This window comes from Psychrobacillus sp. NPDC096389 (assembly GCF_044762855.1).
Taxonomy (GTDB): domain Bacteria; phylum Bacillota; class Bacilli; order Bacillales_A; family Planococcaceae; genus Psychrobacillus.
In genome coordinates this window covers 160,364-172,663 of record NZ_JBIWFB010000002.1, presented here as the reverse complement: position 1 = coordinate 172,663, position 12,300 = coordinate 160,364, and the positions used below count along the sequence as shown (strand labels likewise).

The following is a 12,300-nucleotide window of genomic DNA, read 5'->3' as shown; positions in this document are numbered from 1 at the left end:
CCTCCTAATTTTGAGTTTGCCTTCTAACTACAACTTTTCCATCTTTAATAACTGTTTCTACTATATTTGTTCCTAGTTCATATGCAACATGCTTATACGTTGGAATATCCCAAATCTGCAAATCTGCTAATTTATCTACTTGAATCACTCCACGATCTTTCAAATCAAGAGCACATGCTCCACCGTATGTTGCCGCTTTAATAGCTTCTTCCACTGTGAATTTATACAATCTGCACGCAAGATTAATAACAAACTGCATAGATTCTGTGTAGCATGCCGGACAAAGATCTGTAGCAAGTGCTATATTCATACCTAAATCGAGCATTTTCCTCGCTTCAAAAGGTTTCTTATGTCCAACCGCAAAATCCAGTGCTGGCATTAATACACCAGTTACTTCCGATTTCGCGAGCCTTTCCAATACGTCATCAGGTGTAAAATTTAGATGATCAACCGATACCATATTCATCTCCACTGCTAAATCAGAGCCACCAATATATGAATACGCATCTGCATGTAATTTCGGTTTCATCCCATATTGTAATCCTGCTTGTAAGATTTGCTTGGATTCTTCCGCTGTAAAGTACCCTTCATCGCACCAGGCATCACAAAATTCAGCAAGTTTTAATTCACCAATTTGAGGAATCATTTCATTAATAATAATTTCAAGATATTCATTTTTTGACATTCCTTCTGGGATACCGTGTGCCCCCAAAAATGTATTAAGGACATCCACTGGTGTTTCTTTTCCTAGTCTTCTTCCAACTTCAAGGATTTTCATTTCACTTTCCGTCGTCAACCCATATCCACTTTTACTTTCTATTGTCGTAATTCCGTAATTCAACATCGATAACATTCTTTTTTTAGCTTGCTGAAACAATTCTTCTTCAGATGCATGACGAGTGAGTTCGATTGTTCTGTTCGGTCCTGTAGTTATACCAAGCTCTTTCAATTTTTTTTCCGTATTGCCCGCTAGTTTAGCAGCATATTCTTCGACCCTTGATCCATTAAAAACGAGATGGGTATGACAATCGACAAATCCAGGTGCCACAACTTTACCTGTCGCATTAATCTTAGCTGAATTATCTAAATCAAATTGGTTGTTTATCTCTTCTTCCGAACCAACTCCAACAATTTTGTTGTCTTTTATGGCAATCCATGCATTTTGAATTACTCCAATTTCTTGCATGCCGTTGCCTATACATGTAATCGCTTCAGCAGCATTACAGATTGCTAAATCTATCTTTATCTTTACTTTAGATTCTATTTTCACGGCTAAATACCTCCTGTAATAATTTGAAGCTAATATATAATTATCTAACTTGTTTTCAAGATTAAATTACAAGACCTTACTTAAAAAAGATTTAGTTCTATCTTGTTGTGGGCTTTCAAATAATTCTGTTGGTATATTTTCTTCAATAATATAACCGCCATCCATAAACAAAACTCGATCACCAACTTCTTTTGCAAATCCCATCTCATGAGTTACAACAACCATCGTCATTCCTTCTAGAGCTAGCTGTTTCATAACTTCTAGGACTTCCCCCACCATTTCTGGATCAAGTGCAGAGGTTGGCTCATCAAATAGCATAATTTTCGGTTCCATTGCAAGTGCTCTGGCTATTGCAACTCGCTGTTTTTGTCCCCCTGATAAGGAATCGGGATAAGCATCTGCTTTTTCTTTCAATCCTACTTTTCTAAGAAGCTCTAAACCTCGTTCTCTCGCCTTTTCTGTCGAAAGTTTTCTTACTCGCATTGGAGCAAGCATAATATTTTCTATCACCGTTTTATGGGGAAATAAATTAAACTGTTGAAAAACCATCCCTACTTCCGTTCTTACTTTATTAATATCTGTTTTTTTATCTGTAATATCAACGCCCTCAATTAAAACATGTCCTGCTGTAATGGATTCAAGTAAATTAAGACATCTTAGGAAAGTGGATTTTCCTGATCCAGATGGTCCAATTACTACAACAACTTCTTTTGGATTAATAAATGCATTAATATCTTTTAACACTTCGTTACTACCAAATGTTTTTTTTAGATTTTTTACTTCAATCATTCTGTAGCTAACCTTCTTTCCAAACGATTTAATAGGAAGCTTAAAGTTGTAGTTAACACTAGATATATAAGTGCTGCTGTCAGGTATGGTTCCCAAACCCTGTAATATTGACTTGCAAGAGCCCGCCCATAATACATCAACTCAGGAGTTGCTACAATTGCTGCAAGTGAAGATTCTTTAATAAGTACAATAAATTCATTCCCTAGTGGCGGGATCATTCTTTTAAATGCTTGAGGTAAAATAACATCTTTCATCGATTGAATGTGATTCATACCAAGTGAACGTGCAGCCTCCATTTGTCCTCGATCTATAGACTGTATACCGGCTCTAAAAATTTCTGCTATATATGCACCTGCAATCAATGAGAGGGCTATAATGCTAGCTACTATTCCATTTGTGTGACCAATAAGCATTGGTACTACACCAAAGTGTATTAATAAAATTTGCACAAATAACGGTGTGCCCCGGAAAAATACAATATAACAATTACATATAAACGAGATTAATTTGTTGCGAGTCATTTTCCCGAGACCGATGATTAGGCCGAGTACTGTACCGATTATTATCCCTACAAGAGACAAACCGATCGTCAGTAATGTCCCTTTTATAAAGAAAGGAATATATTCTACTAATATGTCTAGTCTAAAGTCCATTGATTTCCCCCCTTTTATCAAATCCGCCTTGGCGTATTTGGCCCAGATTTTTATCGAGCTCACTCGATAAATTCCTCTAAAAAATCTGTGGCATCCGCCGGAGGCTTTAACTTTATTCATCAGAGGTTTTTGGACCTCTGATGAATGAAGTTAAATCAAAATTGCGTAACTGCACATTGGGAGTTACGCAATTTGATTTATTCACTTACTTTTGTTCCGCTAGTATTGTTTCTACATCAGGTTCTGCACCAAACCACTCTTCGTAAATTTTTGCATATGTTCCGTTTTCAAGTACTTCTGTTACAGCTACATCAAAATCTGCTTTCAGATCACTCCCTTTAGGGAACATAAGACCATAAAATTCTTTCTCAAATCCTTCTTCGTCCTTAATCACGATTAGGTTTTTGTCTGGATTGTTTTTTGCATATTCTTGTACTACGGCATTGTCAGCTACAACTGCATCTGCCCCACCATTTAACATTTCCAAAATAGCTAAATTATTATTATCGAATTTCTTAATATCTTTATGATTTTTGCCTAGAATTCCTTCAACTGCTTCCTGGCCAGTAGTTCCTCCAAGAACTGCTACTACCTTCCCTTTTAAATCAGCTGCGCTTTTAATATCGCTGCTTTTTGGTACTAAAATTTCATTAGTAGATAAATAGTATGGTACTGAAAAATCATATGTTTGTTCACGCTCATCATTTATTGTAATAGCGCATATTCCTAAATCAGAAAGTTTGTCTTTGACTTCTACAAATAATGGGTCCCATCCAACATTTACTAATTCAATTTCATAATTTGCTTCGGATGCAACCGCATTCATAAAGTCCACATCAAACCCTGTCATCTTGCCTTGATCTAAGAAAACAAACGGTGCATAGTTTGCTTCTGTTGCTATTTTAAGTTTTTTCTTTTCGTTACTTGCTCCATCGGCTTCTGCGCTAGTCCCATTTGAACCACAGGCTGCCAGAATTAGAGAGAAAATCATCACAATGATTAGAAGAGAAAACTTTTTCATTCAATGGTCCCCTTAAAGTTTATAGTTTTGACTTACGCATTGACTTCTTTCTTTAAGTCTTTTGGTCCGAATGTTGCTTCTGGTTTCCACCATAATGGAATTTTTATACTGTCATTCGTTAGTTTCCCTTTTCCGTTTGCAACATCTTGTGCAACTTCATACCCTGCTTGTGCGTGGCGTACTACACCAATTCCTGAGTCTACTGTCATTGCTACTTCAAGCCTCATATCCGATTCTGCTGTTCCATCCGCTACCATCGTTACACCTGTATGGACAGCTTCCCCCATTGAATAGTTTGCTTGGATTGCGATTAGATCACACATACCAACAGCGTTAAGTAGCCCGTTTAACATCGGCCAGTCAGAGATTAAGTCACTGCCATCTTTCATATTTTCAGATTCAAATGTAGGGTTTACGATTGATCCAGAGTCCAAATTGTCACGAGAGAATGCAACTGGCCCAGAAAGTTCACCTCGACGAACCATGTCATTCACTTCAAGTGCAAATGCTTTACGTTGACCAAATCCCATATAACAAATACGTGCAGGTAAAGCTTCAATTGGAATATGCTTTTTCGCTAGTTTTATCCAGCGTGTAACGAGTTTATCATCGCTAAATTTCTCTAAAATCATATCGTCAATTTTGCGTAAGTCTTCTGCATCTCCGGATAAACAAACCCAACGGAACGGTCCACGACCTTCACAGAAAAGCGGTCGGATATATTCTGCTACGAAACCAGGAAGACGCTTTGCTTCTTTTTCATCCATACCTGCATCGATACATTCTTTTCGGTGACTTGTGCCGTATTCGAATGAATGAACACCTAAATCCATAAATTTAATAAGTGCTTTCAATTCACGAACCATTGTTTCTCGGGCTTTCGCCAAATACAATTCACGGTTCGTATCACGCAGCTCTTCTGCTTCTTGCACTGTGTATCCTGCTGGTAAATAGGAAATTGGATCATGTCCTGGAGTCATGGATGTTGAAATGTCTGGAAGCCATCCTTTTTCAAGCACTTCTTCGTAAATATCTGCAGCGTTACCTACAACAGCAATACCTAATGGTTTTCCAGCTGCCGCATATTCTTTTGCTTTTACGATTGCTTCATCTAGTGAATTAGCTAATTCATCAATGAATCCTTTTTCAATACGACGCTGAATGATTTCGACATTTGAGTCACAAAGAATTGCAACACCCCCATGCATCGTCATTGCACGTGTTTGATTTCCACCCATTCCCCCTGCTCCTGCTGTTAAAAGGATTTTCCCAACTAGTGAATCGTTATAATGCAAGCGTGCGATGGCAGAGAGTGTTTCGAAAGTACCCTGAATAACACCTTGCGTGCCGATGTATTCCCATGGTGCCGCTGTATAGTTTGCATAAATTGTCAAATTTTTATCTTGCAAATCATAGAACGTAGGCCAGTCAGCTTTCATAATATTCGTTGTCGCCATTACAACAGTTGGCGCGTATTTATGAGTTTTAAAAATTGCAACAGGCATTCCAGACTGCACTACAAGTGTTTCATCATCTTCTAATTCTTTTAAAGATTTAACAATTGCATGGTAAGATTCCCAGTTACGTGCAGCTTTTCCGATACCGCCGTAAATTACAAGCTCTTCCGGTTTCTCGGCATTTTCCATATTGTTCTCTAACATGCGTAAAATCGATTCTTGTCTCCAACCTTTACAGCGTAACTCCGGACCTCTTTGTGCTTTTACGGAATATAAAATTTCTGGTGTTGTCATTAATAATTCCCCCTAATCGAATGTAATTGGTTTCACACTTATATAATGCAAGTGTCGTGCCAACTTTAAAAAGGAGTGCGTAATATTAATTTAAATTCGGGGGCGAGTACAGTCTACTAACAGTAACTTTTGTGATATTAATATTTTTAAAACAATCATTTCAACTTTCACTATCATGATAAAAAATGAATTGGATAGCAGATATTTTTTTAATCAGTACACTACTTTGCAAATAAATAGAGGACAATCCCTTAATTTTATGGGTTGTCCTCTATGCAGATACTTTTTGCATGCAGACTCTTCTAAACTATCAGAATTATGATACAATAGTCTTAATTTGATTTACTGAAAGGGGTAAGATTAATTTGTCTGTTTCTTCAATAGGTTTGTTCATAAGAAATTTTGTAGATGGAATTATCATATTAGATGAACAACGCAAAATCCTTTGGCATGATATTAAAGAGGAATTTCTTATTGAAGTCTCGGTAGGTGCTTCCATTTCAAATTATATTAATACTGAAAATATAAATTTTAATGATAAAGAGACGTTCCCTCTTGAGCTTAAAGGTAGGCAGTTTTCCGTCGAAGTAAAACTATTTTCCTCGGACAGTAGTTATATTTTTTTATGTTTCAAAGAATGTAAAGCAAGTTTAGTAGAATTAGAAGAACGATTATTTTGTTTAGAGAAAATTATCGAAACACTTGATGAAGGCGTGATGATGAGCAATTCTGAAGGTAAGATTATTCTATATAATGAAGCACAGGAAAAAATGGAAGGATTAAATAGCCAGGACATTATTGGAAAACATTTATGGTCTGTTTACAATTACAATCCACAGTATTCTGAGCATAGACATACATTTAATACAGGTAAACCAATATATTCTAGATATCGTGCACACTCTACGGTAAATGGTATTCCGAAGTACGTAAACTATAGTACATTTCCCATTCAGAAAGATGGGAAAACCATTTCTGTTTTTTCCTTAAGTACAAATGAGTCAAAACTTAAAGATCGGTTGCATCAAGCAATTGAGTTAAAAAGAAAAACAAATGTTACTTCTGAAGAGAAAGCTTATTCAAAGAATGGCACAATCTATACTTTTAAAGATATTAAAGGAGAAAGTCAGGCATTATTAGGCCTTATTAAGGAAGCCCAAAACATCGCCATTCATAATGCCGATACTTTAATCGTTGGCGAGACAGGTACGGGTAAAGAGCTTTTCTCACAAAGTATGCATAACCATAGTAAACGTGCGGATAAACCATTCGTTGCTATAAATTGCGCTGCAATACCAGAAAACTTATTGGAAAGTACCTTATTTGGTACTGTAAAAGGTGCATATACCGGTGCAACAGACCAGATTGGGCTATTCGAATATGCACAAGACGGTACTCTGTTCTTAGATGAAATTAACTCAATGCCTATGACATTACAGTCTAAGTTAATGCGAGTTTTACAAGAACGTTTTGTACGAAGAGTAGGTTCTAATGATATGGCTCCCGTAAAGTGCACAATTATTAGTGCATGTAATGAAGATCCTGAGCTGCTAATTGCTGAAAATAAAATGCGCCTTGACTTATTTTATCGAATAGCCCATACGAGCATCTACATCCCACCTCTCAGGGAACGTACAGAAGATGTCCATTTTTTTATTAATTACTTTCTCACTAATTATCAAACAAAGTTATCAAAAAAGGTTCCAGAGTTATCAGATACTCTACAGAAAAGTTTGCTTAAGTATCCTTGGCCTGGCAATATTCGCGAACTAGAACATTTAATAGAAAACCTAATAATTCGTGTACCTGAACATGCTGAGGAAATTGATGTAGATCATCTACCTTCCTATATGCGTACAAAATTAATTCCAATATATACAACTGACACATTTCACCAACCTGATTTAATTCAAAGACCTCTAAAGAAAATTTTCAATAATACGGAAAAGCAATTAATCGAAACGACTTTGAAACTAGTAAACTGGAATGTTTCTCAAGCTGCTAAAAAATTGGGTATCACTAGACAAAGTTTACAATATCATATTAAAAAGCATGGGCTTGAAAAACCTATCTTCTAAGAAAAGTCATTTTGCCTAAAGAAAGGACAACGGATTTTAGTCCGTTGTCCTTTACTTTTTAAAACTTCCTTACAACTGCTCAACATGGATACAGTTCAAACATACTTAACTTTTATTGTGCTCTAGAAAGCTCTCTTGACCATTTGCTGATTTAGCAGAATAATTATATCCTATTGCTATTAAGCCAATAACCGAACAGGCTCCAAACATCATTGGATAGGAACCGAACTGTATAATAATCCCCATTAGCACTCCTCCAAGCGAAAAGCCAAAGTCATATGAAGCTAAAAATAATCCTAATAGTACATGCTTATGCGACTCCGGAATTGCGAAGGAGATATACGTTGTTAATGTAGGATATAACATGGCTGTTGCAATTCCATTGAATAGCGCACTAATATAAACAAATGAACCGATAATTGGCAGTAATGCTAGCATTGTTGTTCCAATAATTGAACTAGCTAATACAAGAGAGATAAAACCCGCATGCCATTCTCCATCCGAAGGAATATATTTTCTAAAAATAAATCGACTCCCTACCACAACTAAGGCTTGTAAAAATAAATAAAGACCAACATTTCCGGTATTAGTCGTTATCAAATAGAGTGGTAAAAATGTTGTGATTGCTCCAAATATGCTTGCACCAATGATCATCACAACCGAAGAAACTATTAATCCTTTATGTATAAATGCTATTTTCAATCCTTCTCCCATTTCTTTCATTGTAAACGATGCATTTGCCTTTTTCGTTTTTGGTAAAGGGGATTTGATAAAAAATAAAAGTGGAGCAAAAGCTAAGATTGTAATGAAAATAAGCAACAATGATAGATCTCCTTGAACCCATAAAATCATTGCTAGTGCCGGGCCATATAACCCTGGCATCACACTCGATAATGAGTATATCGCCATTCCTTGTCCTCGATCTTCGTCTCGTAAAGTCTGCGTAATACCAATCTGCATGGCCATAGAAAAAAAGGCTGTCACGATACCTTGCAAAATACGCACAACATAAAGACTATTAACACCTAGCCATACATATAAAAGCAATGCCACTACATGTCCTATTAATAAATATTTCATTACTGTGAGCACACTGTATTTCGAAACTATTTGACCAGCCCAAGGACGTAACAACATACAAACAAACATATAAATTCCCATCATCAAGCCAATTTCGGCTTCTGGCATACCTTGGTCAGCTGCCTGTAATGGAAATATAACAGTTAATACCGAATTAGCTGTAAAATAAAATATTGCCAAGCCGTAAATTTGTAACATGCTAAACGATAACGGGCTTTTTTTCATGTTTTGACTCCTCATATAGCTCCAAATGGTCATGAATACAATCAATTCTAAGTTGTGAATCTAATAATGCTTTCGTTGCCTCATGCTTTCCATGTTCTAATTCATGGACAAGTAATTGCTCCACAATTCTTCCCTTATGCAAAATCGCGATTTCATCCGAAAAGAGTCGTGCCACATGCAGATCATGGGTGATAAAAAAGTAAGTAAGCATTAGCTCCTGCTGTAATCGCTTTAAAAGCTTTAAAATACTTATTTGCACCAAAACATCCAGACTATTTACGGATTCATCTAACACAATCAAACGAGGCCTTGTTGAAATCGCACGCGCAATGGCAATTCGCTGTAACTGCCCCCCACTAAATTGATGAGGATATTTCATCATATCTTCCTCTGACAGCCCTACCATTTTTAAGAGTTCTCCTACGCGTATCTCTATTTGACGAGCATCTAATTTTTCATTTACTAGTATTGGTTCTGCAACAATATCTCTGATTTTAAGCTTAGGGTTTACTGAACTATGGCAATCTTGAAATACCACTTGTAATGATTGTTGAAGTTTTTTTCGTTCAGTTATAGTGGTCTTATGTACATTTATTCCATTAAACAGAATTTCGCCCGTATCTGGCTTTTCAATTCCCAGAAGCATTTTACCAAGTGTACTTTTACCAGATCCGCTTTTACCTAACAACGTAAAGCAACTACCTTCTTTTATGCTGAGCGATACATCCTCTACCGCTCTTATCATCGAATTACCCTTATTAAAAAATCGTGATTCCCTATAGCTTTTCGATACATGATTCATTAGTAACATTTACTTCTATACCTCCATCCTAACCCAATGGTTCTCGTCATATAATACGAGCTCTCCTGATACTGTGTTCTCATAGTTATCAGCAAGCTCTTCTAACGTACTATGTTCATCACGCGCTGCTACAAGTGTTTGAGTGTAAGGGTGAATAGGGTGCAATAGGATATGAGAGGTGGGACCATGCTCCACTATAATCCCCCTACGCATGACAACTATTTCTTCCGCTAAATTTGCAATAACACCCAAATCATGTGAGACGATCAACATCGACATAGCTGTTTTTTCCTGTAACCTTTTTAATTCTTTAAGTATCTCAAGTTGTGTCAGCGTATCTAGTGCTGTCGTTGGCTCGTCGGCAAGCAATAACTTTGGCTCCAGGCTTGCGGAGATGGCAATCATAATCCGTTGAAGCATACCTCCACTTAGTTCATGTGGATATTTGTTTAATATATCGACATCACCAAGCTGGAACTGGGCAAGCTGCTCCTTTGCTTTTCTAATTGCTTCCTTTCTTGTCATAGTTGTATGTGCTTGAAGCGTTTCGATAAAATGCCCACCTATTGATACAATTGGATTAAACATCGACATCGGATTTTGCATAATGAGTGCAATTTCTTTTCCACGTATCTCACGCATTTTTTTCTCCTTTAGTGAAAGCAAGGGCTGTCCGTCAAATTCAATACTACCTGTCGTAAGCCGCTCCTTATGGTATAGATTTATAATCGTAGAACATAATACCGATTTCCCGCTACCGCTCTCGCCAATAATGCCAATAACCTTGCCTTTAGAAACAGAAAGGTTCACTTGATGTAGCACCTGTTTATTATGAATGAACACATTTAAATCACGAATCTTTAACACATCTGTTCTCCTCTATTCACACTGATTTTGAATCCAGCATATCTCGTAATGAATCCCCGAATGTATTAAAAATTAATACAGTTAATGAAAGCATTACACCTGGAATAATCATTAACTCCGGTTTTATCATTAAGTACGTTTTACTCTCACTAATCATCATTCCCCATTCAGCTGTTGGAGGAGTTATCCCAAGACCTAAAAAAGACAGCTCTGAAATCATTAATATTGTAGTACCTAAACCAATTAGCTTTAATAGAAACATTTGTGGAAATACAAATGGTATGATGTGACGTAACATTAATTTCCACGTTGGAACACCGCATATTTTCGCATAAATTACATAATTCGTTTCTTTTAAACTCATAACCATATTTCGAATAACACGCGCAAAACCGACCCAAATAACAACTACAATGGCAATAACTAAATTTTTCATCCCTGCACCTAGTGCACCAGCAATCACTAGCGCAAAGATAAAGTTCGGAATTGCGAGCAATATGTCACAGATGCGCATTAATACTAGATCAATCCAACCTCCGATATAACCTGCTGTTAACCCTACTAGCATACTAATAGAAAGCGTTGCTACTAGTACAATACATGCAACAAATATGGACACCCTCGTTCCCTCGATTAATCTCGATAAAATGCAGCGGCCTAAATGATCCGTACCAAGAGGATATTGCGATGAAAAACCTTGTAGTTTCATAACCATATTCGGTGCATGCGGATCATTCGGCATGAGCCAAGGACCAAATATTGCAACAAAAAATAAAATGAAAACAAGAAATGTACTAAAATAAAATACCCATTTTCTTCTCATGCCACCTCCTCCTTCAATCGAATTCTCGGATCAATTAGCGCACATATTATATCTGCGAAAAAGTTCACAACTATATAGAAAAAACCAATCATCATGATGAAACCTTGCATCACATGATAATCTCTCGCCGTTATTGCAGAGACAATAAAGCGACCCATACCAGGTATAGAGAAAATAATTTCTACGATTGCAGCCCCACCAATCAGTATTCCTAATGTCATTGCAAGCGAAGTAACAAATGGTGTTAAAGTAGCCTTAAAAATATGCTTTCGAATAATGACAGACTCGCTTATACCTTGAGCCCGCGCAAACGTGACAAAAGGCTTATCCATTTGCTCGATCATATTTGTGCGAATCATCCGAATGTAAAAGGGGACATTTGCCAAAGCTAGCGTTAATGCTGGTAAAATAATCGCATCTGGAGTTCCCCACCCCATAAGTGGTAAAAGATTAAGCTTAAAAGAGATAACATAAATGAGTACAAATCCTAACCAAAAACTTGGCATGGAAGCAACAAAAAATATACTCAATCTCGTTAAATTATCAGCAATAGAATATCGTTTTACTGCACTTAAAACCCCAAACGGAATACAGATTATCAAAATAAATAAAAAAGCAACGAGCGCCAGTTGAATCGTAACGCTAAAATAGGACAATAATTCCTCACTGACTGCATTCCCATTCATAAAGGAAGTACCAAAATCAAATTTCAACACTCCTGTAAGCCAGGTCACATATTGTATATACAAGGGCTTATCCAGCCCTTGCTCCTCTCTTGCTTGCTCTAGTATTTCCTCAGTTACTGGAATATGATTTGCCATATAATACGCCTCTATCGGATCACCCGGCATAATACGCATAAGAAAAAATGCAATTAATGTTAAACCAACCATCGCTATTGCCATACTAAAGAAGCGTTTTATAAAAAACTTCGTCACTAT

General features: G+C 36.8%; 11 protein-coding genes. 1 reads left to right on the top strand and 10 read right to left on the bottom strand.

Features of this window, described 5'->3' with window-relative positions; translation table 11 throughout:
- Positions 1-4: 4 nt before the first annotated feature.
- The 5 genes from hutI to hutU form a co-directional block, all read right to left on the bottom strand.
- Positions 5-1,270, bottom strand: a complete 1,266-nt coding sequence (hutI, locus tag ACIQ38_RS07070) for an imidazolonepropionase (protein ID WP_402820119.1) — start codon at positions 1,268-1,270, stop codon at positions 5-7.
- A gap of 66 nt (positions 1,271-1,336) precedes the next feature.
- Positions 1,337-2,059 (bottom strand): amino acid ABC transporter ATP-binding protein, encoded by a 723-nt coding sequence (locus ACIQ38_RS07065; protein ID WP_402820116.1) that lies wholly within the window; start codon positions 2,057-2,059, stop codon positions 1,337-1,339.
- Positions 2,056-2,712, bottom strand: a complete 657-nt coding sequence (locus tag ACIQ38_RS07060; RefSeq protein ID WP_402820113.1) for an amino acid ABC transporter permease — start codon at positions 2,710-2,712, stop codon at positions 2,056-2,058. Before ACIQ38_RS07060 ends, ACIQ38_RS07065 begins: the two co-directional genes overlap by 4 nt.
- Before the next feature lie 205 nt (positions 2,713-2,917).
- A complete protein-coding gene (locus tag ACIQ38_RS07055; RefSeq protein WP_402820110.1) occupies positions 2,918-3,733 on the bottom strand; it encodes a basic amino acid ABC transporter substrate-binding protein in 816 nt (271 codons plus the stop codon).
- A 32-nt stretch (positions 3,734-3,765) separates the two neighbouring features.
- Positions 3,766-5,484: a urocanate hydratase gene (gene hutU / locus ACIQ38_RS07050; RefSeq protein WP_402820107.1), complete on the bottom strand. Its 1,719-nt coding sequence runs from the start codon at positions 5,482-5,484 to the stop codon at positions 3,766-3,768.
- Positions 5,485-5,849: 365 nt separating this feature from the next.
- Between hutU and ACIQ38_RS07045 the strand changes: the two genes are divergently transcribed.
- Positions 5,850-7,562 carry a sigma-54 interaction domain-containing protein gene (locus tag ACIQ38_RS07045; RefSeq protein ID WP_402820104.1) on the top strand — a complete coding sequence of 571 codons (1,713 nt, stop codon included), beginning with the start codon at positions 5,850-5,852 and terminating at the stop codon, positions 7,560-7,562.
- A 105-nt stretch (positions 7,563-7,667) separates the two neighbouring features.
- Here ACIQ38_RS07045 and cntE read toward each other — a convergent pair whose 3' ends face one another.
- The 5 genes from cntE to nikB are packed head-to-tail and all read right to left on the bottom strand — an operon-like array spanning position 7,668 to position 12,297.
- Complete coding sequence (gene cntE / locus ACIQ38_RS07040; RefSeq protein ID WP_402820101.1) at positions 7,668-8,867, bottom strand: staphylopine family metallophore export MFS transporter CntE; 1,200 nt, start codon at positions 8,865-8,867, stop codon at positions 7,668-7,670.
- Complete coding sequence (locus tag ACIQ38_RS07035; RefSeq protein WP_402820098.1) at positions 8,842-9,678, bottom strand: ABC transporter ATP-binding protein; 837 nt, start codon at positions 9,676-9,678, stop codon at positions 8,842-8,844. Before ACIQ38_RS07035 ends, cntE begins: the two co-directional genes overlap by 26 nt.
- A 6-nt stretch (positions 9,679-9,684) precedes the next feature.
- Positions 9,685-10,536: an ABC transporter ATP-binding protein gene (locus tag ACIQ38_RS07030; RefSeq protein WP_402820095.1), complete on the bottom strand. Its 852-nt coding sequence runs from the start codon at positions 10,534-10,536 to the stop codon at positions 9,685-9,687.
- Positions 10,537-10,552: 16 nt separating this feature from the next.
- The gene (locus ACIQ38_RS07025; RefSeq protein WP_402820092.1) at positions 10,553-11,359 is read right to left on the bottom strand and encodes an ABC transporter permease; all 807 of its coding nucleotides are present in this window, start codon (positions 11,357-11,359) and stop codon (positions 10,553-10,555) included.
- Positions 11,356-12,297: a nickel ABC transporter permease gene (gene nikB, locus ACIQ38_RS07020; protein ID WP_402820089.1), complete on the bottom strand. Its 942-nt coding sequence runs from the start codon at positions 12,295-12,297 to the stop codon at positions 11,356-11,358. Before nikB ends, ACIQ38_RS07025 begins: the two co-directional genes overlap by 4 nt.
- Positions 12,298-12,300 lie beyond the last annotated feature (3 nt).

Excerpts from the sequence above, each read along its gene's own strand:
- cntE (WP_402820101.1), bottom strand. The coding sequence starts at position 8,867 with ATGAAAAAAAGCCCGTTATCGTTTAGCATGTTACAAATTTACGGCTTG.
- ACIQ38_RS07065 (WP_402820116.1), bottom strand. The coding sequence starts at position 2,059 with ATGATTGAAGTAAAAAATCTAAAAAAAACATTTGGTAGTAACGAAGTG.
- ACIQ38_RS07035 (WP_402820098.1), bottom strand. The coding sequence starts at position 9,678 with ATGTTACTAATGAATCATGTATCGAAAAGCTATAGGGAATCACGATTT.
- hutU (WP_402820107.1), bottom strand. The coding sequence starts at position 5,484 with ATGACAACACCAGAAATTTTATATTCCGTAAAAGCACAAAGAGGTCCG.
- ACIQ38_RS07060 (WP_402820113.1), bottom strand. The coding sequence starts at position 2,712 with ATGGACTTTAGACTAGACATATTAGTAGAATATATTCCTTTCTTTATA.
- ACIQ38_RS07025 (WP_402820092.1), bottom strand. The coding sequence starts at position 11,359 with ATGAGAAGAAAATGGGTATTTTATTTTAGTACATTTCTTGTTTTCATT.
- ACIQ38_RS07055 (WP_402820110.1), bottom strand. The coding sequence starts at position 3,733 with ATGAAAAAGTTTTCTCTTCTAATCATTGTGATGATTTTCTCTCTAATT.